Here is a 25,086-nt window from a genome sequence, read left to right as displayed (position 1 = left end):
GTATGCCGTTTTCTCCGGTAGATTCTTTAGAAGTGCCTTTGCAAAAGGTGAATGTTTCCGATGCATTCTGGCTGGAATATCAGCGTCTGGTGAAAGAGGTGGTGGTGCCGTACCAGTGGAAAGCGCTCAATGATGATGTCGCCGACGCCGAACCAAGTCACGCGATTGAAAATTTCCGTATTGCCGCCGGGCAAAGTGATGGTGAATTCTATGGTATGGTTTTTCAGGACAGTGATGTTGCTAAGTGGCTGGAAGCGGTGGCGTATTTACTGACGAAAACGCCGGATCCCGCGCTGGAGGAAACGGCCGATCAACTGATTGAGCTGATCGGCGCAGTGCAGCAACCTGACGGCTATCTGAATACTTACTTCACCGTCAAAGAGCCGCAACAACGCTGGACTAATCTGGCTGAATGTCACGAACTTTACTGCGCCGGACATCTGATTGAAGCCGGTGTGGCTTATGTGCAGGCCACAGGCAAAACCCGTTTGCTGGAGATTGTCTGCAAGCTGGCTGATCACATCGCACATGTCTTCGGGCCGGGTGAGAAGCAGTTGCATGGCTACCCGGGACATCCGGAAATTGAGCTGGCACTGATGCGTCTGTATGAACAAACCGCCGAAAAGCGTTATCTTGACCTGACCCGTTATTTTGTTGAGCAACGGGGTACACAGCCGCATTTCTACGATATCGAATATGAAAAACGTGGAAAAACATCGCACTGGAATACCTACGGACCGGCGTGGATGGTGAAAGACAAGGCCTACAGCCAGGCGCATGTGCCGGTGGCCTTGCAGACAACGGCTGTCGGCCATGCGGTACGTTTTGTGTATCTGTATGCCGGTGTGGCCCATCTGGCGCGGCTGAGTCAGGATCAGGAAAAACGCGAAGTGTGCCAGCGTGTGTGGGAAAATATGACCCGGCGGCAGATGTACATTACCGGTTCTGTCGGATCGCAAAGCAGCGGTGAAGCTTTTTCTTCCGATTATGATTTACCCAATGACACGGCTTATACCGAAACCTGCGCATCGATTGGCCTGATGATGTTCGCCAACCGTATGTTGCAGATGGATCCTGACAGCCGTTATGCCGACGTGATGGAGCGGGCGCTCTACAACACTGTGCTGGCCGGGATGGCGCTTGATGGCAAACATTTCTTCTATGTCAATCCTCTGGAAGTGCATCCGAAAAGCATTCCGTTCAACCACATTTATGACCATGTAAAACCGGTGCGTCAGCGCTGGTTCGGCTGCGCCTGCTGTCCGCCGAATATTGCGCGTCTGCTGACATCGCTCGGCCACTATATCTATACCCAGCGCCCGGACGGTGTGGATATCAATCTGTATATCGGCAGCGATGTCGAAGCGACAATTGGCGGAAAAGCGTTGCGGCTGAAACAGTCCGGCGGCTACCCGTGGACAGAATGCGTGCTGATTGACGTCGATACCGATCAGCCGCTGGAGGCGACACTGGCATTGCGTTTACCCGACTGGTGTGACAGTCCGCAGGTTTCGCTCAATGGTAATCCGCTGGCGCTGGCCAGCCTGACGCAACATGGATATCTGCGTCTGACCCGGACATGGCAGAAAGGCGATCGGCTTGAAATGATACTGCCGATGCCGGTGATACGGGTGAAAGGCAACGCGCTGTTGCGGCACGTTGCAGGCAAAGTGGCAGTGCAGCGGGGGCCGCTGGTGTATTGCCTTGAGCAGGCTGACAACGGCAGTGAGCTGCATAACATCCGCCTGCCGCATGATGCAACGTTCCGTCTGATTTCCGGCAGCGGACTGTTCGCCGGTAAAACATTATTGCAGGCTCAGGGCGGGCGCCGGGCATCCGTTCAGGCCAGTCAGCAGCCGCTTTATCACTATAATCCGCCTGTGGAAGACACTGTGCCGCAAACCCTGACCTTTGTACCGTACTTTACCTGGGCGAATCGCGGAGAGGGAGAAATGCGGGTGTGGGTGGACGAATAAAATCGCCATCCTGCAACCTGACTGAATATTGGCTGCGCTCCCCGTTGACGGGGAGCGACATGCACATTCAGACCATCAGCTGTGAGACAGCGTGGAGTCGGGCAGGTGTTTTGGCGGTTTAATCACGAAGAACACCAAAATAGCGCCCAGCGCGGCGACGCCGCCAGCGAGAATAAAGGCACTGTCAAAGCGTCCGGTGTTTTGAACAATGAAACCCGTCACGACCGGGCCGATGATACCCGAGACGCTGCCGACCAGATGAATAAATCCACTGGTGCCGCCGACGCGGGATTTATGCACCACATCCTGGATAATCGCCCAGTAAATCGCACCGGTCGTATACAGGAAGAAAATAGACACTGACATCAGGATGACTGCCGGAACCACGCTGGTGACAATCCCGGCGAGTGCGACACAAACAGCCGCAGCTAACAGGCTGACCACTAATATAATTTTACGCGACAGCAATAAGCGGCCGGTAATATTAAAAATTTTATCAGAAATATAACCACCTAATGCCAGGCCGACAAAACCCACAATCCAGGGAATAACCGTCGTCAGGCTCATCTCTTTAATATTCAGTCCATGTGCCTGTACCAGATAAGCCGGGAACCAGCTGAGGAAGAAAAATAAAATATAGTTGTAGCAGAAGAAGGCAAATGCAGTAACCAGAATAATCGGCTGACGTAAATAATACCCAAGACCATGTGAAGCCTGCGCCATATTCTCTTCTTCACTTAAATGCTCATTCTTCATTTCGTCAACTAAACGCAGTTCTTCCGGTGAAACGCGTTTGCTTTTCAGCGGATTATCCGCAACCGTAAAGAACCACACCACCATCCAGACGATGCCGATACTGGCAATGACCATAAACGCCGGACGCCAGCCGAAGGAAATTGCCAGATATCCGACAATCGGCCCAGCCACTGCGCCACCCAGGGGAGAACCGGCACTGAGCAAGCCCATCGCGGTTGCCGCCTGTTTCTTCGGGAACCAGCCGTTGATCATTTTATTTGCCGAAGCACAAATCGGGCCTTCGGCCATGCCGAATAATACCCGCAAAATCAGCATGGAATAAAAGCCGGTCGCGATAGCGGTCATGCCACAAAATACTGACCATAAGCCGACAGCTAATCCCATCACCAGCGTCGGGCCGAATTTATCCACGGCCAGGCCACCGATAAAGTTAAATATCGCGTAACCAAAGAAGAAACTGCCAAATATCATGCCGAATTGCTCGGGATTAATGGTCAGTTCTTTTTCTATCATAGGCACAGTAATCGACAGCGCAACGCGGTCGAGGTAATTGATCATATAAACCAGAAACAGCAGGAATACGATGATCCAGCGTAGGTTCTTAAACATAGATGCGTGCTCCACTTGTAGGTGTCGTTTTAATAGTGTTGCGTTTTTATAGGTAGAATATGAGGTACGGCAGGCGGGAAGATATTTGAAACCTTCCCGCCTTGTTGCAAAAATTAACGCTAAATCAGAATGTCAGTAAAACCTTGCAGCAGGAACGCTGATCTTTCTCGAACAGCGTTAATGCCGCTTCTACTTCACTGGCGGGCATCCAGTGCGTCACCAGTTTTTCGGGCGCGATTTTTCCCTGCTCCATCCATTCAATAACCTGCGGGAACCGGTGACTGTTCAGGCGTGAAGAAAACAGTGAAATCTCTTTGCTGGTGATACTTTGCTGCGTGATCAGGCTCGGCTCGCCGGAGAAACCCATCATACCGATACGTGCTGCCGGAGACGCCAGCAGAATGGCCTCCTGTAAGATCGCCGGATGGCAGGCAGCATCGACGATAAGTGTCGGGCGTATACCTTCTGCAGCCAGCACATCAGTCACGCTGCGGTCGCTGTTATTGATGATCCAGTCTGCGCCACTTGCCTGCGCCATCTGCAACCGTTCGTCGATACGGTCAGCGACAATGACTTTCTGCACCCCGTAAACCCCTTTCAGCACCTGAATCACCGTCAGTCCCATCGGACCTGCGCCGTATATCAGTGCGGTATCCTGCGGTGTCGGTTTGAGAAATGCCGTGATATTCGCTGCGATAGTAAACGGCTCGACCATGCTGGCGAGTTTGTCCGGGATCACTTCCGGCACCACATAGGCGTTTTTCGCCGGTGCACAGGCGTAATCACTGAAACCGCCATCGCGGTGGACGCCGATAACCTGCAGTTCTGCACAAACATTCGGGCGGCCGATCGAGCACGGGTAGCAATGCCCGCAACTGACTACCGGATCGATCACCACACGTTCGCCGATACGTGCGGTATCGACGCCTTCGCCGGTGCTGTCGATGTGGCCGAAGAACTCATGGCCGATAACCCGCGGGTATTTCGCAAACGGATTGTGGCCGTGATAAATATGCACATCTGAACCACAGATGCCCGCATGACTGACCCGAACTCGTACTTCGCCGGCGGCAGGTACCGGCAAAGCACGTTGCTCGATGACTAATTTTCCAGGTTGCTCAATAACGACGCTGTTCATGTTTCGCTCCCTTACCAGTTCCACAACGTGCCGTCTTCCAGACGGGCCACCGGCAGATACGCCGGCTCGTACGGATATTTCGCCGCCAGTTTTTCGTCAAACTCAATGCCCAGACCCGGTTTTTCGCCCGGATGCATGTAGCCGTTGTCGAACGTCCAGTTATGCGGGAAGACTTCCAGCATTTGCTCGGAATACCCCATATATTCCTGTACGCCGAAATTCGGCACCCACAGGTCGAAATGCAGGGCCGCAGCCATACAAATCGGCGAAAGATCGGAAGGGCCGTGCGAGCCGGTGCGCACCTGATATAACGAGGCGAAATCGGCGATGCGGCGCATACCTGTTATGCCGCCAGCGTGCGTCAGCGTAGTGCGGATATAGTCGATCAGCTGTTCTTCGATAAGCTGCTTGCAATCCCAGATGCTGTTAAACACTTCGCCGACGGCAATTGGTGTCACGGTATGCTGGCGGATCAGGCGGAAGCATTCCTGATTCTCAGCAGGCGTCGGATCCTCCATCCAGAACAGGCGATATTCTTCAATGCTTTTGCCAAAACGCGCCGCTTCGATGGGCGTCAGGCGGTGGTGCATGTCGTGCAGCAGATGTTCATCGAAACCAAATTTATTACGCACGGCTTCGAACAGTTTTGGCGTGAAATCGAGGTATTTTTCCGTTGACCATAACTGCTCTTCCGGCCAGTTGCCTTTCGTCGCCGGTTCGTAGGCCAGACCTTTGCCTTTCGCCATGCCATAAGTGGTTTTCATGCCCGGTACACCGCATTGTGCGCGGATCGCCTTAAAGCCCAGTTCTTTATGTTTGGCGTAATCATCGAGTACTTCATCAACGGAATGACCGGTGGTGTGACAGTAAACCATGACGCCGGTGCGGGATGCGCCGCCGAGCAACTGGTACAACGGCATATTGGCGGCTTTGGCTTTGATGTCCCATAACGCCATGTCCACGGCAGAAATGGCAGACATGGTGACCGGTCCGCGACGCCAGTAAGCGCCTTTATAGAAAAACTGCCAGATGTCTTCGATCTGATGCGCATCGCGGCCGATCAGCTGCGGACACACATGATCTTTCAGATAGGATGCGACCGGTAATTCGCGGCCATTTAGTGTGGCATCACCAATGCCGGTCAGCCCGCTTTCAGTGGTGATTTTCAACGTCACAAAGTTGCGTCCCGGACAGGTGACAAAAACTTCAGCATTCACGATTTTCATCGGTTACGACCTTTTGCAGTAAAAGTAGGATGCATTTTCTTTGGTTATAAATACGCCTTTTGCTAACTACCATACAAGTATGTTTAGCGTTTTTTGCCGGAGAGGATCACACTTTGTGAGGGAAATGTTGCAGGGATTAAAAAGAAAACGCCTGCGGTTAACAGGCGTTATTTGGCAGGAAAAAGCGGAGACTATTCCGCCAGGCGCATAACTTCGTTCCATACCGCTTCATCGACCGGGATGCCCAGACGGCGGTTTTGTTCACGGTTAGATGCAGCGGTCTGGCCCGGATAACGGACATCGCGGCTGTTTTCGGCAGGTTCCGACTGGTTAACGTAGTCTGCGACGCTGTCGGCCATGCGTTCGGTGAATTCGGCACCCCCGAGTTGTGTCGGGTCAAATACCATGAAAATCTGGCTGGCACCGGTGCAACTGCCTTTGCCAATTTTGTCGATCTCATTGGTGGGTGATCCGGCCGATAACAGCGCGGCCATGGCATCCAGCACAATGGCCAGTCCGGAGCCTTTCCAGTAACCCGTCGGTAAAATACGCATAGAGGCTTCGATAGGACCAGGATCGTCTGTGAGATGACCTTCTTTGTCGTAGCCGCCGGGGAAGGGCAGTTTTTCATTTTTCAGCCGCGTGACCTGCAATTTGCCGTAGGAATATTGCGACATTGCCATATCCAGTACGATCGGGCCTCTGGCACGGGGTACGGCCATCACGAACGGGTTGTTGCCCACTCGGGTGTTTTTGCCGCCCCACGCGGGCATGCAGGATTCAGTATTGGTCCAGCAAATCGCCGCCATGCCTTGTTGTGCCGCATGCCAGCCATAACTTCCGCCACGCATCCAGTGACTGCTGTTTTTCAGCGCGACAATGCCGACACCGTATTCCTTTGCCATCTCTGCCGCTTTATCAACGGCAAACAAGGCATTGGTGATGCCGATACCGCGGTTGCCATTATAGATGGCGATGGCACCAAGGGATTTTTCCAGCTCCGGTTTGGCATGAATATCAATCCAGCCCTTATTGACGTAATCGACAAAACGCGCCACACGGTTCAGGCCATGGGATGAAATGCCGTCGCAACTGGACTCTGTATGTATGCGTGCGCAGGTACGTGCGCTTGCTTCATCAAGTCCCGCTTTTTGCAGGGCGTGAAAGATAGTCTGTTGCATCAGGCTGAATTCAATTCTTTGCATGGTCGGCTCCGGTTGAGAGATCATCTGGCGTGAGTGTGGATAATTCTTCCGTCTGGCTAAGAATATTATTATCACCCCAACATTTTTCGTATGGCCAGCCGGTCAGCTGTTCGGTAATTAAGCGGGTTTCCGGTGTGACATCATATTTACTGCCGCCGGCTTTCAGGCGCTCAATCTCATTGACCAGCAACGCATGGTTATGACGTGTCAGACGGAATTTCATTGAACTGTATAAACCCACCAGCAGGAAGATGACTGAACCTGTGCCAAATACCAGCGTGATCCCGTACACGGCTTCAGCAGGTTGTGTTGCGCTTTTCGGGGTAAATCCGTAATGCTGTAATAACAGGCCAACCCCAAATAAAGCCACCGCCTGAACGGCTTTGCGCACGAAAGTCATGACGCCGGCGAATATCCCCTCGCGTCGTTTTCCGGTCAGCATTTCATCCACATCCGGAATAAAACTGTAAATATTCCAGCAAACATAACTGGTACCTGAACGGCCAACACCCATTAAAATGACGGAGAGATAAATCAGCGCCATATTAAACGGCAGTTGTAATAAATGGATGGCTAAAAACAACCCGACACTGGCTAACATAAATAACTGTGCGATACGGTAAGATGCGCCATTACCTAATTTCATGCACAGGAAAATAAACAGCGCGACACAGACAAACTGTACCAGTGTCATTAATGTCATGGCATTCGAGGCCGTCACGGCGTTTTGTCCGAGGACAAAAATAATGTAGTAGGCCAGCACTGCACCGAGTACGTCGAGAGCGACATAACCGCCCAGATACATCCCCACGTGCTGACGGAAGGTGCGTACTTTCATCGTCGAGATCAGGGATTTAAACAAATGTTTCATGTCGCGGCGAAAAGAGAGTTTTGGCGCGGCGACATCAACCGGGATCGGGCGCTCCCATGTGTAAAAGTAAAGCATCAGGATCACCACGGCAAACAGTACGCCGAAAATGACGCCCATAATCAGAAACGATGATGATGAATCTTCACCGAGATAGGCAATTATCCGGCCCGGTAACCAGGCGGCTAATATCGCGGCGCCGGTAGAGAAAAACATTCTCACGCCAGTCAGTTTGGTGCGCATTTTAAAGCTGGAGGTCATTTCCGCTGCCAGTGTTTCATAAGGTACAATGGCCAGCGTATAAGCGGCATAGAATAAAATATAAGTGAGCAGGTAATACCAGAATCCCATGCCGCTGACCCACATAATAATGTAGGTTACCATAATCAGCGGAGCACCAAATAAGAAGAAGAAACCTCGGCGGCCGTATTTTTTACCCCACGCATTACGGTAGAAATTATCCGTGACATACCCCATAAGCGGATCGAAAAAAGCGTCCAGCAGGCGTGCTGTAGCAATAACGGCACCGGCCTCTGCGGGACTTAATCCGGCATAGGTGGTATAGAAAAACATTATCCACAGACCCAATACCGCAAAACATCCCCCGCCGAAGAAATCTCCCCCGCCGTAGGCCAGCATATTTTTTACCGATATCGGTCTTTCTTTATGATGATTAATCATACTACCCCTGCATTCCGTCACCGGATAAATAAGAGTCGTAAAAAGAAATGCGTCGTTTGTGCCCGCAGAAGTTCATAAATGAAGTATTCAGCGACATCGGCAGAGTAAAATTAAGTAATGTATATCTACCATACAAGTATGCGAAACGGGTTTTATCGGACCAGATCACAAAAAAGAGAGCAGAATTCCTCTGTACTGCAAGACGGATCACAGTACAGAGAATGAACAATGAGAAGGGGGGATATCAGCCGAGCAGCTCACACTGAGGGGGTAAACGGCACTGAATGGCACCAGTCAACACTTCAATATGGAACTGTTTACCGGTCAGCGGTTCACCGTCAAGGTTGAAGGTCATGTCGTGGGGCGCGGTGATGTCGAGCCATGGCAGGCTGACGGAAACGATATTTTTGTTTTCTTCATTATTGAGCAGGCTGCGCAGGAATGACGGCAGCAGCTCTTCTGACGTCAGAAGACGGAGCTGCAGCAGGCCGTCGTTGATCAATGCGTCCGGGCAAATCTGTTGTCCGCCACCGGCCTGGCGGCCATTACCGATGCCGATCACCAGCGCATCGCCTTCCCACTGAAAATCCGGGCCTGTGATTTCGCAGCGATCCGCTTTGAGCGTATCCAGACGTAAAAGCCCGTGGATGAAATACGAAACGCCACCCAGTGCCGCTTTCAGTTTTTCCGGAGTTTCTGTGGTGATGCGCGTCCCGAAGCCGCCGGTGGCCATATTGATAAAGAAATGCTGACTATTGACGCGTGCCAGATCGATAGCAACAGCGTTGCCTTTTACCGCCAGCTGTAGTGCCTGCTCAGGCACCGGGGGGATATTGCAGGCGGTAGCGAAATCGTTCGCCGTCCCCAGCGGCACAATTCCCAGCGCCGGCTTTACACCGTTGAGTTGCGCCAGCGCACCCGCCACTTCGTTAATTGTGCCATCACCGCCGCCGGCGATCACGGTTTCACAGCCAAGACCAACGGCTTCGGCGACATAACGAGCCGCATCACCCTGCTCCCAGGTGACCCGTACATGCAGTCTGACGCCTTCGTCACGCAGTGCGCTCACCGCCTCGCGCAGTTCTTCGATGGCGGCCCCTTTTCCGTTTAAAATCAGCAGTGCTGTGGTCATGTATGCTCCTTTTATCTATACATAACAACAATAGATGATTGTGACCGTATTTGGCTATCGGATAAATCAGTGAAGCGTTCTCTTTGGTATTAAATAATTTCAGTTAAGGTCATTCAATAAAATACTTATTTATCTGCAAAAGATATTTTATTTTTTTAGGGAGGAAAGAGATTATTTGTTTGATGAATGGAAGTACAAGAAGTTGCCCGAATATTCAAAGAAAAGCCAGCTCAAGGGAGATTGAGCTGGCCAAGGAGGTGGTTCCTAGTGTAGTCCGGTGCTTTATTTTGCATTCGAAGTAAATTGCGAATACATATTAACCAGCTACTCTAAAAATAGATGTGATCGAATTCTTATTTTCGAAGAATTCCTTATTTTGAATGCGGATTCCGGGTGTCGGTTTCTTGCAGATTACGCAACAAAATAGCGAATTCCAGGCTGACATCTTCCGGCAGCGCAACATAAACGAAGTGGCCATTACCCGGTGCCACGTCGGTCGGCTGACCTTTTTTGTTGCGTAACGCGTCGAGTGTGAACTGAACGTTGCCCTGCGGCGTCATCATTTCCACGCTGTCGCCGACGCTGAACTTATTTTTTACGTCGATTTCTGCCCAGCCATCTTTACGGTTACCGGTAAATTCACCGACAAATTGCTGGCGGTCACTGACCGAGAAACCGTATTCGTAGTTCTGTTGTGCGTCATGTGTATGACGGCGCAGAAAACCTTCGGTATAACCGCGATGCGCCAGGCCTTCCAGCGTTGACAGCAGCGTCGGGTCAAACGGTTTTCCGGCCACTGCGTCGTCAATGGCACGGCGATAAACCTGTGCGGTGCGGGCGCAATAATAGAAGGATTTGGTACGGCCTTCTATTTTCAGCGAATGTGCGCCCATTTTAGTCAGGGTTTCCACATGCTGAATCGCACGCAGGTCCTTAGAATTCATAATATAAGTGCCATGCTCATCTTCAAAAGCACTCATGTATTCACCCGGACGCATCGCTTCTTCCAGCATAAATACTTTATCCGTCGGCTGGCCGATGCCTAACGTGGGTTCTGCGGCTTCTACCTGCTGAACCGGGATCGGTTCGTATTGGTGCACGATGTTGCCGATGGCGTCTTCTTTGCCTTCCTGAACTTTATACTCCCAACGGCAGGCGTTGGTGCAGGTCCCCTGATTCGGATCGCGTTTATTGATATAACCGGAAAGCAGACAGCGGCCGGAATACGCCATGCACAGTGCACCGTGCACGAAAATTTCTATTTCCATGTCCGGCACCTGAGCACGGATTTCAGCGATCTCTTCAAGCGACAGCTCGCGGGACAAAATGACGCGCGTCAGCCCCATTTGTTTCCAGAATTTCACTGTTGCCCAGTTCACGGCGTTGGCCTGCACCGAGAGGTGAATATCCATTTGCGGGAACGCTTCGCGTACCATCATGATAAGGCCCGGATCGGACATGATCAGGGCGTCCGGTCCCATATCTATGACCGGTTGTAAATCACGGATAAAGGTTTTGAGCTTGGCGTTATGCGGGGCGATATTGACCACCACATAGAATTTTTTACCCAGGGCGTGGGCTTCGTTAATGCCTGTTTCCAGGTTCTGGTGGTTAAATTCGTTATTACGCACACGCAGGCTGTAGCGGGGCTGGCCGGCATAAACCGCATCAGCACCGTAGGCAAAAGCATAACGCATATTTTTCAGGGAGCCGGCAGGGGACAGCAGTTCCGGAACAAAAGAATCGCGGGTAAACATAGTCAATCTCAGTCTGATCACAAGTCAGGGCCGTCCCGGATGCGGGGCGACGAAAGGTCAGAATTGTAACGTCTGAGTTGTTTAAAAGCAGCCAGTTCGTGTGGGTATTTGAAGTTTTACCGGGGCAGATCAATTTTTGGATCCTGAGGTTGCAGCAGGAAATGTAGCAACCTCAGGATAACGAGGTCAGGCGATTTGCTGGGTGAGATCACGGATCTCCGGGCTTAGCCCGTTTTTGATAACGGACAGCACCCCTTTTTTAGCGGTGCGGGGTGCGGTGTACATCTCGCTTATGGCAATGACCTGATGATTTTTTGCTTTCAGGACAAAGTAAAACTGCCCGTCTTTCGTGGGTTTGATCTCGTACTGGGCTTCTTCTGAGACGTTGTTTTGTACCGATAAGATGCCGTTTTCCGCTGATGCTTTGCTGGCATACATTTCACTGGTGAGAAGAATCTCTCCGTTACCGGCTTTAAGGATAAAGTGATATTGCCCGTTCCTCGCCTTAATCAGCTCATAGTGGCTATTAGCCATAAAGGTAATCTCCATAAGAGGGGTTATTTTTCAGAAATAAGTGTAGTTAATGGAGACTTTTTCGCGGCGATAGCGGAAATTTAAGGTATGAAATGTGAGCTGGCCGACAGACTTTCAGTAACTTTACAAACCTGAATTGCCGGCCCGAAGAACATTAAACTAAATGGCAAGGCTCCGCTTCCCAGCGGTAACCGACGCCGTATACCGCGCGGATAAATGCCTTTTCACCATCAAGTGATTCGAGCTTACGGCGCAGGTTTTTGATGTGGCTGTCGATGGTGCGATCCGTCACAACGCGGTAATCGTCATAAAGATTATTGAGCAGCACTTCCCGGGTAAAGACATACCCGGGTTTCACAGACAGGGTTTTTAGCAGACGAAATTCCGCCGGAGTCAGCTCAAGTTCGTGTCCCTGAAAAGTGGCCTGAAAGCGAGCCTCATCAATATGCAGGCCGGTATCTTTTGTCACGTGCTCATCCGGACGTACACAACGGCGCAGGATAACCTTCACGCGCGCGACCACTTCCCGCGGGCTATAAGGCTTACAGATATAATCATCTGCGCCAATTTCCAGCCCGAGCAGACGGTCAATTTCTTCCGTTTTGGCAGTCACCATCATGACCGGCACATCGGAGAACTGGCGGATGTCACGGCATATCGTTAAACCACTGCTGCCCGGCAGCATCAGATCCAGCAGAATCAGTGCCGGGGGCTGGGTTTTAACCAGCGTAACCACGTCGTTGCCGTCGGGTAACCACTGCGTGGCATAACCTGCCGCTTCGAGATAATCAATCAGTAACTGGGCGAGTTTAGGCTCATCCTCCACGATCAGGATTTTCAACGGCGCAGGGCCGGACAATGCAGAGTCGTTCATTCAGTTTCTCGGGCCATGTGGGACAGAAAGAGGCAGGACGACCGTAATGCGTACGCCACCCGCCGGGGAGTGGCTTGCGCTGATCTGCCCGCCGTGGGCTTCGACGATATTCTGGCAAATTGCCAGACCTAAACCCGAGCCGCCGCTGGCGCGGTTACGCGAGCCTTCGGTACGGTAAAACCGTTCAAAAATACGGATGAGCTGCTCATCGCTGATGCCCGGCGCGCTGTCCTGGAAAATCAGATTCAGCGTTTTTTCACAGATTTCTCCCAGGATTTCCAGGCCGCCATTCGGATCAGTATAGCGCAGGCTGTTTTCCAGCAGATTATTGAAAAGCTGCGACAGCCGCTGCGGGTCACCAAAGACTTCAGCACTTTCCGGCAGATGGCTGTTGAGCGTTAACTGTTTGCTGTGGAAACGGTCACGCGAGCCGGCCTCGGCCAGTTGTAGCAGATGTACAACGTCGGTATCGACTTTGCGATAAGCCAGCGCACCGGCATCTGACAGAGAAAGCTGATGCAGATCATCGACCAGTTTGGTCAGAATCGCCACTTCAGATTGCAGCGATTCCAGTGAACCGACGGTCATTTTACGCACACCATCCTGCATGGCTTCCAGCTCACCGCGCAATACCGCCAGCGGGGTGCGTAACTCATGGGAAATATCTGCCATAAATGCCCGGCGCATCTGTTCGTTTTTCTCCAGCGTCATTGCCAGCTGGTTAAAGTCCTGCGCCAGTTTCCCCAGTTCATCTTCACTGTCGACTTCCACGCGGGTGCTGAAATTTCCCGCAGCAAGCTGATGGGTGCCATTAACCAGCCGTTTTACCGGTGCGAGCATACCGCGAGATAACACCCAGGTTACGACGGCGGCCAGCAGTGCGGTAAAAGCGACAATCATCCAGCTGGTGCGGCTCTGCTGACGCTCGAAGTTGATATCGGCATCGCGGGTCAGGCGCTCAGCGGGCGTGGAAATTACTGAACCGATGATCACGCCATTGACGGTCATCACGCGACGCGGCCCTTGCAGATCGGGCGGGACCGGTTGATCGTAACCGCCGATCCGGCGATCGTGACTGTCGAGGATCCAGAATTTTGTCCGCCAGCCCTGTGGCGGCATTTTCGAACTGCTGTTTTGTTCAAAGGAGCGCATCAGCTGGTAGATCAACCGATCATTTGTTTCCAGAAACTCCCAGCTGCCATGCTGCTTGTATTGCTCCTGCAACGTGTCCGCTAACAGTTCGACGCGCTGTTCGTTGCTTTGGCGGATATAGTCAATAAAGCCTCTTTCGAAGCTCATCCGCACGCCCCAGTTCATGATGATCAACACCAGTGCGCAGGTACAAAAGATGGCCATAAACAGCTTGGCGGTGATACCAGGTTTCATGATTTTCTCATCGGATCGGGGGAAGCGGCCGCCGCACGACGCCGGTTAATGATGGCGTTTTTCTGCCTGTCAGGCGGCACTTTGGAAAATACCCAGGCAGGCAGGGCAATCACCAGCGCCATCGACATATAGCAATACAGAAAAGCGGTGTGCAGGGTACTGCTGTCAGGTGTCATTGCTTGCTGATGTGCGAACAGGCCAATCAGTAAACCGGCAACGCTGACACCGAGGCTCATTGACAATTGCATGATCATCGACAGTAAGCTATTGCCACTGCTGGCAAGGCGTGGCGGTAAATCTTTAAGTGTCAGGGTATTCATCGACGAGAAGCGCAGCGAGTTCACCATTCCCTGGAAGAACAGCACAATCGGGATCATCCATACGGCGCCGTAAATCGCCACCAGCGGAAAAATCAGGGTAATCAATGCCAGCAGCAATGTGGCGCTGACCAGTGCCGAACGATAACCCAGCTGATTAACCAGCCGGACCACCACGCGTTTCATCCCCATGCTGCCCAGCACCATTGGGATCATCATCAGTCCGGCATGGAAGGGCGTAAAGCCCATCCCAAGTTGCAGGAAGACCGGTGTCATAAACGGCAGCATGCCGCTGCCGATACGCCCCAGCAAGCTGCCGGTCAGGCCAATTTTAAAAGACGGTGTATGGAACAGGCGCAAGGAAAACAGTGCTGAAAGATTACCGCGAGCGTGTAACCAGTAAATGCCCAGCGCCGCACCACCGGCGATGACCAGTAATACGATTTCCAGCGCCGTCAGCCCCATGCTGCGGCTGCCTTCCAGCGCCAGCGTCAGCGTGGCCATACACACTGCCAGCATAACAAACCCGCTGATATCAAAGCGCCGGGTTTGCATTTTATAGTTCGGCATGATCATTAATGTGGCGATGCATCCGGCCAGACCGACCGGCAAATTGATCAGGAAAATCCAGTGCCAGCTTGCATATTGCACCAGAAAACCGCCTAACGCCGGGCCCAGTAACGGGCCGACCTGACCGGGCAATGTCACCATTGTCATCGCTGCCATGTATTCGCTGCGCGGGACAATTTTCAGCACTGTTAGCCGGCCAACAGGCACCATCATCGCGCCGCCAATCCCCTGAACGATGCGTGACATCACCAGTTCGCGCAGGCTTTCCGATTGTGCGCACAGCAGCGAACCGAGCGTGAACAGCACAATGGCTGAAAAAAATACCCACTTAACCCCGACTTTGTCCGCCAGCCAGCCACTCGCCGGTAACATCACCGCGACCGTCAGCACATAAGCCACAATGACCGAATGCATGTGCAACGGATTTTCACCCAGACTGCGGGCCATCGACGGCAGGGCAGTATTAACGATCGTAGTGTCAAGGGCCTGCATAAAAAAGCCAAAGGCGACGATCCATAATTGCCAGCGAACTGAAGCTGGCAGCGGCGTGGAAGGAGGTAAAGTGTCAGTGTTTTCAGATTTCATGAGTCATCGCATCAGCACAATCATTGTTGCGGTATTTCAGGCGGGAATTAACCTGCAGACCGGCTTACAGTGTAGCCAGAATGTTTCAGCAGAAAATGGAGGAAATAAGGAGAGTCTTTCCCATTTTTTGACAATACTTCTGACTATAAAGAATAGCTTTCAGCCTGACATTTTATATCAAAATGCTAAGGTTGACCTTTGACCATCAACCGTTCGCATGCAAAGTAAGTCTGATCTGAGCGTTTAAAAGGGAGATAATGATGAACAAAAGAGAACTGGGTCGTACAGGTATCCAGGTGCCGCCGTTAACCTTCGGTGGCAATGTATTTGGCTGGACCGTCGATCAGGCAGCCTCGTTTAACCTGCTGGATGCCTTGCTGGATCATCAACTGAATTTCATTGACACAGCTGACGTCTATTCGAGCTGGGTTGAAGGTAATAAAGGGGGCGAATCCGAAACCATTATCGGTAACTGGCTGAAAAAAACCGGTAAGCGTGATCAGATTATTCTCGCCACCAAAGTCGGAAAACCGATGGGTGAGGGGAAAGTCGGGTTGTCGCCACGCTATATCAAAGAGGCGGTAGAGGCCTCGCTGAAGCGTCTGCAAACGGATTATATTGATTTGTATCAGTCACATGATGACGATGCCGATACACCGCTGGCTGAAACCATGGCGGCATTTGACCGGCTTATTAAAGAAGGGAAAGTGCGTGCCGTTGGGGCATCCAACTACAGCGCACCACGTCTGGTTGAAGCGCTGAAAGTCAGTCAGGAAAACGGACTGGCGCGTTATGAAACGCTGCAACCGCAATATAATTTGTATGACCGTAAAGTATATGAAGAAGCGCTGGAAAAAGTCGTGACGGATAACGGCTTAGGTGTCATCAACTTCTATGGCCTGGCAGCCGGTTTTCTGACCGGGAAGTACCGTACCAGGGCCGATGCAGGGAAGAGTAAACGCGGTGAAAGTGTGATTGCGCGTTGCCTGAATGAGCGTGGCCTGAAAATACTGGCCGGATTGGATCAGGTTGCCGGTAAGCATGGTGCTCAGCCGGGACAGGTAGCACTGGCCTGGCAGATTGCCCGTCCGGGTATCACTTCACCGATTGTCAGTGCGACCTCTCTGCAACAGCTAAACGAACTGGCGCAGGCTGCGACCCTGAAGCTGGATGAGTCTGATATCAGGACGTTAAATGATGCCAGTGCCTGGTAAGTCCTGGCTCTGAACCATAAAAAACCGCCTGGATTCAGGCGGTTTGCGTTTATCGGTCTCTTTAAATCCTAACGGAATAACGTTTGGGCCCAGCGTGCCAGACCTGCCGTAACCGAGCCGAAATCATTTCCTCCAACCAGCGGGATCCCGGGTAACTGCGCCTGCAAAGCGGCGCGCAGCAACGGTGAACGTGCACTGCCACCGGTCAGGTAAATCACATCCGGTTTAATTTCGCTGCTGGCGAGTGCCAGACTGACCTGCTCCTGAATACGTTCCAGGGGCTGAGAAATCGCGTCACTCAGTTGCTGCTGGGTAATGGTTTCTGCCAGACCCGATTCAATGAAGTCCATGGCTGCCGTCACGCTTTCACGTTCAGACAATGCAATCTTACTTTCTTCCGCTGCACGAACCAGACGGTAGCTCAGACGTTGTTGCTGAACTTTCAGCAGGCGTTTGATCAAATCAGGCTGCGCTGCATCACGGATCAAATCACGTAACATGCGGCCGTTCGCCACACTATAGAAATCCAGTTGCGCCGGAACATCGTTGGTCGCGACGGCATTCCAGTAAGGCAGGGCCGGGATAGCGATACCTTTCTGGGTTTCACTGCCCATACCAAATTGTGGAGTCAGCTGTTTGAATGCGGTCATAATATCCAGATCATTACCGCCGATGCGGCAACCACTATGACCAAGCAGGCTGTTCTGACGCTCTGCTTTATCACGCCATTGTGGCCCCATCAGCAGTACCGAGCAGTCAGTCGTGCCGCCGCCGATATCGACAACCAGCACCGTTTTCTCTTCGGTCAGTGTGGCTTCGAAATCCAGACCGGCCGCGACCGGTTCAAACTGGAAAGCGATATCACGAAAACCCGCACGTTCTGCCGCACGCTGCAAAATACCTTGTGCCTGAGCATTGGCTTCATCACCGCCCATGCCCTGGAAGTTAATCGGGCGGCCAATAACCGCCTGTTCAATACTTTCCTGAAGGACAGACTCAGCCTGACGTTTGATGTGGAACATCATCGCGCAAACCAGATCTTCGAACAGGGCGATCTGTTGTGGCTTCAGGCCGTTTGCGCCGAGGAACGATTTGGGAGAACGCACAAAGTACACTTCTTCCGGATCTTCCATATAGGTCGAAAGTGCCCGCAAACCGAAGTTTACGCTGTTGGCATTAACCGGGATATCTTCCTCGCGGTTAAAGCTGATACTGCGACGCAGCAGCGCCAGATTTTCATCACTGCCTGCGGGAACCTGCCCGTGACGGTTCAGCCATTCGCTGACCGCTTCACGTGTCGGTGCACAAAGCATGGAGGGTAAGTAAGGATCGTTATTTTCTAGCGCCAGAAGGTGAGCGTTATCGTCACGCATCACTGCAACGGAGCAATTCGCTGTACCGTAGTCAAATCCAATAAACATCATTGTTCCCCATGCCAAAGAAGGGACGGGACTTTACCGGAGAGAGGGCGATTCATCAAGTCAGATAGGATGCGCAATGAAGAGGAAATCCCTCTCCTGGGGAGAGGGAATCAAGTACAGAGAATTACTTCAGCAATGCCTGCGCTTTAGCGACGACATTATCAGCGGTAAAACCGAACTCTTTAAACAGTTGCTCGGCTGGCGCAGATTCCCCGAAGGTTGTCATGCCGACAATGGCACCATTGAGGCCGACATATTTGTACCAGTAATCGGCGATACCCGCTTCAACCGCAACCCTTGCGGTCACGGCTTTCGGCAGAACCGATTCGCGGTAAGCCGCGTCCTGTTGGTCGAAGACATCGGCAGACGGCATGGAAACCACGCGTACTTTGGTGCCTGCGGCAGCCAGAATGTCCGCAGCTTCTACCGTGATGCCCACTTCCGAACCGGTGGCAATCAGGATCACCTCCGGCGTACCGTCAGAATCTTTCAGTACATAACCGCCGCGTGCAACGTTAGCCAGCTGTTCCGCCGTACGCGGCTGCTGTGTCAGGTTCTGACGTGAGAAGATGAGCGCAGAAGGGCCGTCAGTACGTTCGATGGCGTATTTCCAGGCGATAGCCGACTCCACCTGATCACCCGGACGCCATGTGTTCATATTTGGCGTCACGCGCAGGCTGGCCATTTGTTCTACCGGCTGGTGCGTAGGGCCATCCTCACCCAGACCGATTGAATCATGGGTGTACACAAACACGTTGCGGATCTTCATCAGTGCCGCAAGACGAACGGCGTTACGGGCATATTCCACAAACATCAGGAATGTCGCGGAGTACGGCAGGAAACCGCCATGCAAAGCGATACCATTAGTAATGGCGGTCATGCCAAATTCACGAACACCGTAATGAATGTAGTTACCCGCCTGATCATCACCGATGGATTTGGAACCAGACCACATTGTCAGGTTACTTGGCGCGAGGTCAGCGGAGCCGCCAAGGAATTCCGGCAGAATTTTACCGAAGGATTCCAGCGTATTCTGCGAGGCTTTACGACTGGCAGTATTGGCCGGTTTCGCCTGCAATTCTTCGATGTATTTCTGCGATTCGTTTTGCCATTGCGCAGGCAGTTTGCCGCTCATGCGGCGCTCAAATTCTGCGGCCAGTGCCGGATAGGCTTTGGCATACGCGGCAAACTTCTCATTCCAGGCTTTCTCTTTCGCTTTGCCGGCTTCTTTGGCATCCCACTGGTCATAAATATCTTGTGGGATTTCGAAAGGTGGGTAGTGCCAGCCGATATGTTCACGGGTGGCTGCAACTTCATCATCACCCAGCGCAGCACCGTGGGCACCGTGAGTACCGGCTTTGTTCGGTGAACCGAAAGCAATGACGGTTTTGCACAGCAACAGTGACGGTTTGTCAGTGACTTTGCGGGCTTCTTCGATAGCCGCTTTCACCGCGTCAGGATCGTGCCCGTCAATACCGCGGATCACATGCCAGTGATAGGCTTCGAAGCGTTTGGCGGTGTCATCGGTGAACCAGCCTTCAACATGACCGTCGATAGAGATACCGTTGTCATCATAAAACGCAATCAGCTTGCCGAGTTTCATGGTGCCGGCAAGCGAACAGGCTTCGTGTGAGATACCTTCCATCATGCAACCGTCGCCTAAAAAGACGTAGGTATAGTGGTCGACGATGTCGTGATTTTCACGGTTAAACTGAGCCGCAAGTGTACGTTCGGCAATCGCGAAACCTACGGCGTTCGCAATCCCCTGACCCAGCGGGCCGGTGGTGGTTTCCACGCCCGGCGTATAGCCAAATTCCGGATGTCCTGGCGTTTTAGAATGCAGCTGGCGGAAGTTTTCCAGCTCTTTCATCGGCAGATCGTAACCCGTCAGATGCAGCAGGCTGTATTGCAGCATTGAACCGTGGCCGTTTGACATCAGGAAGCGGTCGCGATCGACCCATTTAGGGTTGGTTGGATTGTGATTCATATAATCACGCCACAACACTTCAGCGATATCCGCCATTCCCATGGGGGCTCCGGGATGGCCTGAGTTCGCTTTTTGAACGGCATCCATGCTCAGTGCACGGATCGCATTTGCGAGTTCTTTACGAGAGGGCATATTCACTCCATCTGTTTTTTTCAACGCTAAAATTCAAAACTTACATTCAGTTAAAACTAAAGTTGTGCCGACAGCATATCTTCGAGTTTCTTCTGATCGACGGCAAATGAACGGATACCTTCGGCCAGTTTTTCTACGGCCATAGCATCCTGATGATGCTCCCAGAGGAATTCAGCCTGTGTCAGCGGTGCCGGCTTTTTATCTGCCTGAGAAGACGGCTGCAGTTTGCGTTCAACCGGTGCATCACTGGCTTTCAGTTCTTCCAGCAGGTTTGGTGAAATCGTCAGGCGGTCACAACCTGCCAGGGCCAGAATTTGTTCCACTTTGCGAAAGCTCGCGCCCATGATGACAGTCTCGTAACCGTGGGATTTGTAGTAGTCGTAGATATTCCGGACAGATTCTACGCCCGGATCTTTTTCGACGTCGTAGGTGGCGTTGGGCTCTTTGGCTTTGTACCAGTCATAGATACGGCCAACAAAAGGCGAAATCAGATATACCCCGGCTTCGGCGCAGGCCCGTGCCTGAGCAAAAGAGAACAGCAAGGTCAGATTGCAGTTGATGCCTTCTTTTTCCAGTTCATTAGCGGCCTGGATACCTTCCCACGTTGATGCCAGTTTAATCAGGATGCGCGATTTATCGATGCCATGATCCTGATATAAACCGATCAGTTTGCGGGCTTTTTCGATACACAAATCCCGGTTAAATGACAGGCGGGCATCCACTTCTGTCGAGACGCGCCCCGGCACACTTTTCAGGATTTCGGCCCCGATATTAACGGCCAGTTTATCTGTCGCATTGATCACCTGAGTTTCTTTGCTGCCACCTTGCTTGCGGGCGTAGTCCAGCGCGTCTTTAATCAGGTTTTGGTACTGCGGCAGGTCGGCTGCTTTGAGGATCAGCGAAGGATTGGTCGTCGCATCCTGAGGCTCGAAATGACGGATAGATTCAATGTCACCGCTGTCGGCAACGACGGTGGTGATTTTTTTTAGTGCGTCTAACTGGTTCATCTCTTAGCTCCTTGGCGAGAAAAAACGATACAGCAATAAGGTCTGACGACTCTCTTTCGTAGGGCTCCTACCCTGCATCATTCGGTTAACAAACTGAATGCGCTTTTTCTGATTACTGCAATGGGTCTCAACAATGGCGGCCCTGTTGCCCGACAAACTGAGCGTCTGGCGAGAAAAGCGCAAGGACAAACTTTAAGCTTAGTGCATTTTTACGAGACGTCTTCCATGAATGAAAAGTAATCAATGTAACGGCTAAGTTTTGGTCGTGATTCACCCTTAGCCATGGCAGGGTTATCTATACTTGTCAGCAGGAAAATCAGATGCTGATGTTTCCCGTACCCTGTTGTCTCTGCAAAAAATAAGAAACACGAAAAGGATCCTGCAATGGACGAACAACTCAAACAAAGTGCGCTCGATTTTCATGAGTTTCCGGTGCCTGGCAAAATTCAGGTTTCACCCACCAAGCCTCTCGCGACACAACGTGATCTGGCGCTGGCCTATTCTCCGGGCGTTGCCGCTCCCTGTCTGGAGATCGCTAAAGATCCGCTGGCGGCTTACCGGTACACCGCACGCGGCAATCTGGTGGCGGTGATTTCCAACGGTACCGCTGTTCTCGGGCTGGGAAATATCGGTGCCCTGGCCGGGAAACCGGTGATGGAAGGTAAGGGCGTATTGTTCAAAAAATTCGCCGGTATTGATGTGTTTGATATTGAAGTGGATGAGAACGATCCCGATAAACTGATCGATGTGATCGCCGCGCTGGAGCCGACGTTCGGCGGCATCAACCTTGAAGATATCAAAGCGCCGGAGTGCTTTTACATTGAGAAAAAGCTCCGGGAGCGCATGAAAATTCCGGTGTTTCATGACGATCAACACGGCACCGCCATTATCTGTACCGCCGCAGTGTTAAATGGTCTGCGCGTTGTGGGGAAAAGCATTTCCGATGTGCGGCTGGTCGTTTCAGGGGCGGGGGCTTCTGCCATTGCGTGCCTGAATTTACTGGTGGCGCTGGGGCTGAAACGCCATAACATCACGGCCTGCGACTCCCGTGGTGTGATTTATCAGGGGCGCGAAGACAACATGGCTGAAACCAAAGCGGCTTATGCGATTGAAGATAACGGCCAGCGCACACTGGGGGATGCAATCCCGGACGCCGATATTTTTCTGGGGTGTTCCGGCCCCGGAGTTTTGACGCAGGAGATGGTGAAAACCATGGCCAAAGATCCGCTGATCCTGGCGCTGGCTAACCCTGAGCCGGAGATTTTACCGCCGCTGGCAAAAGCGGTGCGACCCGACGCCATTATCTGTACCGGCCGTTCGGATTATCCGAATCAGGTGAACAATGTCTTGTGCTTCCCGTTCATTTTCCGTGGTGCGCTGGATGTCGGGGCAACCACCATTAATGAAGAAATGAAACTGGCCTGTGTTCATGCTATCGCGGATCTGGCAATGGCCGAGCAAAGCGATGTGGTGGCTTCCGCTTACGGTGAAGAAGAGCTGTCTTTCGGACCTGAATATATTATTCCTAAGCCTTTTGATCCGCGCCTGATCGTGAAAATTGCGCCCGCCGTAGCGAAAGCCGCGATGGAGTCCGGTGTGGCTATGCGCCCGATTGAGGATCTGGAGGCGTATGCCGAAAAACTTACCGAGTTCGTCTACAAAACCAATCTGTTCATGAAGCCTATTTTTTCGCAGGCTAAGAAAGACGCCAAACGGGTGGTAATGGCGGAAGGAGAAGAGGAACGCGTGCTGCACGCTACGCAGGAACTGATTTCCCTGGGGCTGGCGAAGCCGATTCTGGTCGGACGGCCGAGCGTCATTGCCATGCGCATCAAAAAACTCGGTTTGCAACTGGAAGCAGGCCGGGATTTTGAAGTGGTGAACAACGAATCTGATCCGCGTTTTAATGAATACTGGCGCGAATATTATGCGTTGATGAAAAGGCGCGGTGTGTCTCAGGAACAGGCGCGCCGGGCTGTGATCGGCAATCCGACGCTGATTTCTGCCATCATGCTGCTGCGCGGCGAAGCCGATGCGATGATTTGCGGCACGGTCGGTACCTATCATGAGCATTACGATATCGTGGCGAATGTGTTCGGTTTTCGCAAAGGTACGCATGTTGCCGGGGCGATGAATGCGCTGCTGCTGCCGAGCGGCAATACCTTTATTGCTGATACCTACGTCAATGATGATCCAACCCCTGAACAGCTGACAGAAATCACGCTGATGGCAGCAGAAACGGTGAGACGGTTTGGGATTGAGCCGAAAGTCGCGCTGTTGTCGCACTCCAGTTTTGGTACTTCAGACAGCCCGGCCGCGCTGAAAATGCGCCGTACCCTGGAATTGATTCATGAGCGCGATCCTGATCTGGAAATCGACGGTGAGATGCACGGTGACGCGGCGCTGGTGGAAAGTATTCGTCAGGATGTGATGCCGGACAGCCCGCTGAAAGGATCGGCGAATATTCTCATCATGCCGAATATGGAATCGGCGCGCATCAGTTACAACCTGCTGAGGGTATCGTGTTCGGAAGGGGTAACTGTCGGACCGGTCCTGATGGGGGTATCGAAACCGGTACATATTCTGACGCCAATTGCCTCGGTCAGGCGAATAGTCAATATGGTAGCGCTGGCGGTCGTGGAAGCCCAAACCGAACCTTTATAACCACGCAACTGTTAGCGTAAAAAACGGGCATCAAAGCGATGCTCGTTTTTCTCAATCGCCGTCTCAGTATTTCACTTCGCCGATACGCTCCAGCGCATCGACGATCAGATCCCAGAAACGCTGATGGTCGAGTTTGACTGCCACCTGCGTATGGCAATCCGGCGGGGGCGGTGCGCGGAAATCGGCGACGGTCATACCCAGTGTTAAGGTGCCCGTCAGTTCGATATCTACCGGCACCTTTTGCACGGTCATTACGTTCGCATCGATGACATAAGCCACGGCACACGGATCGTGAACCGGCGGTGAATCAAAGCCCTGGCGGTCTTTGTAGCTCAGGCCAAAGAAATCCAGCAGTTCGCCGACAAATTTAGCCGGCTGAGTACCTACAGCGGCGATGCGTGCGGCAACTTCAGGGGTAGCCAGTGCCTGATGGGTTAAATCAAGCCCGACCATCGTCAGCGGCCATTTCTCGTTAAATACAATATGCGCGGCTTCAGGATCAATTTTGATATTGAATTCTGCGACTGCACTCCAGTTTCCCACGTGGTAACCACCGCCCATGAGTACCACTTCTTTCACACGTTCAATAATACGAGGCTCTTTGCGTACAGCCATAGCAATATTGGTCAGCCCGCCGGTGGGCACCAGCGTAATGGTTTTTGGCGGGTGAGACATGATCAGATCAATTATCAGATCGATAGCATGAACAGGTTCAAGAGTGAGGGTCGCTTCCGGTAGCACCGGACCATCCAGACCGGACTCACCGTGGATTTCGTCAGCAATTTCAACCTGACGTACCAGCGGACGGGTTGCGCCCGCCGCAAACGGCACGCCAGTCAGGTTAATCACACGTGCCACGGCGAGGGCATTGCGGGTGACTTTCTCCAGCGTCTGATTACCAACGACCGTTGTGACAGCCAGCAGTTCGATGTCTGGGTTACCGTGTGCCAGTAACATCGCGATAGCATCGTCGTGCCCAGGATCGCAATCAAGGATGATCTTTTTGACCATTTTTTACATCCTTTTCAATTTATCCACTTTTATCAG

18 protein-coding genes are annotated in these 25,086 nt (G+C 52.3%); 3 read left to right on the top strand and 15 right to left on the bottom strand.

From position 1 onward, the window contains the following. Positions 1-2: 2 nt before the first annotated feature. Positions 3-1,976 carry a glycoside hydrolase family 127 protein gene (locus ACOZIO_RS08095; RefSeq protein WP_217158056.1) on the top strand — a complete coding sequence of 658 codons (1,974 nt, stop codon included), beginning with the start codon at positions 3-5 and terminating at the stop codon, positions 1,974-1,976. A gap of 75 nt (positions 1,977-2,051) precedes the next feature. On the opposite strand, the gene ACOZIO_RS08090 is transcribed toward ACOZIO_RS08095, so the two are convergent. From ACOZIO_RS08090 to mdtD, 11 genes are all read right to left on the bottom strand, one after another. Next, positions 2,052-3,341, bottom strand: a complete 1,290-nt coding sequence (locus tag ACOZIO_RS08090; RefSeq protein ID WP_129991690.1) for an MFS transporter — start codon at positions 3,339-3,341, stop codon at positions 2,052-2,054. A 124-nt stretch (positions 3,342-3,465) separates the two neighbouring features. Beyond that, entirely contained in the window at positions 3,466-4,479 is a 1,014-nt protein-coding gene (locus ACOZIO_RS08085; RefSeq protein WP_129952170.1) for a Zn-dependent oxidoreductase, read from the bottom strand. An 11-nt stretch (positions 4,480-4,490) separates the two neighbouring features. After that, positions 4,491-5,705, bottom strand: a complete 1,215-nt coding sequence (rspA, locus tag ACOZIO_RS08080) for a starvation-sensing protein RspA (protein ID WP_129952171.1) — start codon at positions 5,703-5,705, stop codon at positions 4,491-4,493. A 191-nt stretch (positions 5,706-5,896) separates the two neighbouring features. Beyond that, complete coding sequence (yiaK, locus tag ACOZIO_RS08075; protein WP_129952172.1) at positions 5,897-6,910, bottom strand: 3-dehydro-L-gulonate 2-dehydrogenase; 1,014 nt, start codon at positions 6,908-6,910, stop codon at positions 5,897-5,899. Beyond that, the gene (locus ACOZIO_RS08070; protein ID WP_129952173.1) at positions 6,897-8,459 is read right to left on the bottom strand and encodes an MFS transporter; all 1,563 of its coding nucleotides are present in this window, start codon (positions 8,457-8,459) and stop codon (positions 6,897-6,899) included. The genes yiaK and ACOZIO_RS08070 overlap by 14 nt, the downstream gene beginning before the upstream one ends. Before the next feature lie 244 nt (positions 8,460-8,703). Continuing rightward, positions 8,704-9,591, bottom strand: a complete 888-nt coding sequence (gene yegS, locus ACOZIO_RS08065; protein WP_129952174.1) for a lipid kinase YegS — start codon at positions 9,589-9,591, stop codon at positions 8,704-8,706. 371 nt (positions 9,592-9,962) lie between these two features. Further along, positions 9,963-11,348 carry a tRNA 5-hydroxyuridine modification protein YegQ gene (gene yegQ / locus ACOZIO_RS08060; protein ID WP_421595169.1) on the bottom strand — a complete coding sequence of 462 codons (1,386 nt, stop codon included), beginning with the start codon at positions 11,346-11,348 and terminating at the stop codon, positions 9,963-9,965. Positions 11,349-11,534: 186 nt separating this feature from the next. Continuing rightward, positions 11,535-11,882: a YegP family protein gene (locus ACOZIO_RS08055; RefSeq protein ID WP_129952176.1), complete on the bottom strand. Its 348-nt coding sequence runs from the start codon at positions 11,880-11,882 to the stop codon at positions 11,535-11,537. Positions 11,883-12,036: 154 nt separating this feature from the next. Continuing rightward, a complete protein-coding gene (gene baeR / locus ACOZIO_RS08050) occupies positions 12,037-12,756 on the bottom strand; it encodes a two-component system response regulator BaeR (RefSeq protein ID WP_129952177.1) in 720 nt (239 codons plus the stop codon). Beyond that, the gene (gene baeS, locus ACOZIO_RS08045; RefSeq protein ID WP_129952178.1) at positions 12,757-14,142 is read right to left on the bottom strand and encodes a two-component system sensor histidine kinase BaeS; all 1,386 of its coding nucleotides are present in this window, start codon (positions 14,140-14,142) and stop codon (positions 12,757-12,759) included. It lies immediately after the preceding gene. Then, positions 14,139-15,614 (bottom strand): multidrug transporter subunit MdtD, encoded by a 1,476-nt coding sequence (mdtD, locus tag ACOZIO_RS08040; RefSeq protein ID WP_129952179.1) that lies wholly within the window; start codon positions 15,612-15,614, stop codon positions 14,139-14,141. Before mdtD ends, baeS begins: the two co-directional genes overlap by 4 nt. A 260-nt stretch (positions 15,615-15,874) precedes the next feature. Here mdtD and ACOZIO_RS08035 point away from each other — a divergent pair, with 260 nt between their 5' ends. Beyond that, a complete protein-coding gene (locus ACOZIO_RS08035; RefSeq protein ID WP_129991779.1) occupies positions 15,875-16,828 on the top strand; it encodes an aldo/keto reductase in 954 nt (317 codons plus the stop codon). A gap of 68 nt (positions 16,829-16,896) precedes the next feature. Here the strand turns inward: ACOZIO_RS08035 and yegD are convergent, their stop codons facing one another. The 3 genes from yegD to tal all read right to left on the bottom strand — a co-directional run bounded on the left by yegD (position 16,897) and on the right by tal (position 21,375). Beyond that, positions 16,897-18,249: a molecular chaperone gene (gene yegD / locus ACOZIO_RS08030; RefSeq protein WP_129952773.1), complete on the bottom strand. Its 1,353-nt coding sequence runs from the start codon at positions 18,247-18,249 to the stop codon at positions 16,897-16,899. 124 nt (positions 18,250-18,373) lie between these two features. Next, positions 18,374-20,368, bottom strand: a complete 1,995-nt coding sequence (gene tkt, locus ACOZIO_RS08025) for a transketolase (RefSeq protein ID WP_421595168.1) — start codon at positions 20,366-20,368, stop codon at positions 18,374-18,376. A 56-nt stretch (positions 20,369-20,424) separates the two neighbouring features. Beyond that, the gene (gene tal, locus ACOZIO_RS08020) at positions 20,425-21,375 is read right to left on the bottom strand and encodes a transaldolase (RefSeq protein WP_129952181.1); all 951 of its coding nucleotides are present in this window, start codon (positions 21,373-21,375) and stop codon (positions 20,425-20,427) included. A 384-nt stretch (positions 21,376-21,759) separates the two neighbouring features. Here tal and maeB point away from each other — a divergent pair, with 384 nt between their 5' ends. Then, positions 21,760-24,039, top strand: a complete 2,280-nt coding sequence (gene maeB, locus ACOZIO_RS08015; RefSeq protein WP_129952182.1) for an NADP-dependent oxaloacetate-decarboxylating malate dehydrogenase — start codon at positions 21,760-21,762, stop codon at positions 24,037-24,039. A gap of 63 nt (positions 24,040-24,102) precedes the next feature. On the opposite strand, the gene ACOZIO_RS08010 is transcribed toward maeB, so the two are convergent. After that, positions 24,103-25,050, bottom strand: coding sequence for a nucleoside hydrolase (locus ACOZIO_RS08010; protein ID WP_421595167.1), 948 nt, complete (start codon positions 25,048-25,050; stop codon positions 24,103-24,105). Positions 25,051-25,086 lie beyond the last annotated feature (36 nt).

The organism is Rahnella sp. PD4, assembly GCF_049199325.1.
In the GTDB taxonomy this organism is placed as follows: Bacteria; Pseudomonadota; Gammaproteobacteria; order Enterobacterales; family Enterobacteriaceae; genus Rahnella; species Rahnella perminowiae.
The sequence above is the reverse complement of the archived record's forward strand: the minus strand, read 5'-3'. Positions and strand labels throughout refer to the sequence as shown.

Excerpts from the sequence above, each read along its gene's own strand:
- ACOZIO_RS08095 (WP_217158056.1), top strand. The coding sequence starts at position 3 with ATGCCGTTTTCTCCGGTAGATTCTTTAGAAGTGCCTTTGCAAAAGGTG.
- ACOZIO_RS08090 (WP_129991690.1), bottom strand. The coding sequence starts at position 3,341 with ATGTTTAAGAACCTACGCTGGATCATCGTATTCCTGCTGTTTCTGGTT.
- ACOZIO_RS08085 (WP_129952170.1), bottom strand. The coding sequence starts at position 4,479 with ATGAACAGCGTCGTTATTGAGCAACCTGGAAAATTAGTCATCGAGCAA.
- rspA (WP_129952171.1), bottom strand. The coding sequence starts at position 5,705 with ATGAAAATCGTGAATGCTGAAGTTTTTGTCACCTGTCCGGGACGCAAC.
- yiaK (WP_129952172.1), bottom strand. The coding sequence starts at position 6,910 with ATGCAAAGAATTGAATTCAGCCTGATGCAACAGACTATCTTTCACGCC.
- ACOZIO_RS08070 (WP_129952173.1), bottom strand. The coding sequence starts at position 8,459 with ATGATTAATCATCATAAAGAAAGACCGATATCGGTAAAAAATATGCTG.
- yegS (WP_129952174.1), bottom strand. The coding sequence starts at position 9,591 with ATGACCACAGCACTGCTGATTTTAAACGGAAAAGGGGCCGCCATCGAA.
- yegQ (WP_421595169.1), bottom strand. The coding sequence starts at position 11,348 with ATGTTTACCCGCGATTCTTTTGTTCCGGAACTGCTGTCCCCTGCCGGC.
- ACOZIO_RS08055 (WP_129952176.1), bottom strand. The coding sequence starts at position 11,882 with ATGGCTAATAGCCACTATGAGCTGATTAAGGCGAGGAACGGGCAATAT.
- baeR (WP_129952177.1), bottom strand. The coding sequence starts at position 12,756 with ATGAACGACTCTGCATTGTCCGGCCCTGCGCCGTTGAAAATCCTGATC.
- baeS (WP_129952178.1), bottom strand. The coding sequence starts at position 14,142 with ATGAAACCTGGTATCACCGCCAAGCTGTTTATGGCCATCTTTTGTACC.
- mdtD (WP_129952179.1), bottom strand. The coding sequence starts at position 15,614 with ATGAAATCTGAAAACACTGACACTTTACCTCCTTCCACGCCGCTGCCA.
- ACOZIO_RS08035 (WP_129991779.1), top strand. The coding sequence starts at position 15,875 with ATGAACAAAAGAGAACTGGGTCGTACAGGTATCCAGGTGCCGCCGTTA.
- yegD (WP_129952773.1), bottom strand. The coding sequence starts at position 18,249 with ATGTTTATTGGATTTGACTACGGTACAGCGAATTGCTCCGTTGCAGTG.
- tkt (WP_421595168.1), bottom strand. The coding sequence starts at position 20,368 with ATGCCCTCTCGTAAAGAACTCGCAAATGCGATCCGTGCACTGAGCATG.
- tal (WP_129952181.1), bottom strand. The coding sequence starts at position 21,375 with ATGAACCAGTTAGACGCACTAAAAAAAATCACCACCGTCGTTGCCGAC.
- maeB (WP_129952182.1), top strand. The coding sequence starts at position 21,760 with ATGGACGAACAACTCAAACAAAGTGCGCTCGATTTTCATGAGTTTCCG.
- ACOZIO_RS08010 (WP_421595167.1), bottom strand. The coding sequence starts at position 25,050 with ATGGTCAAAAAGATCATCCTTGATTGCGATCCTGGGCACGACGATGCT.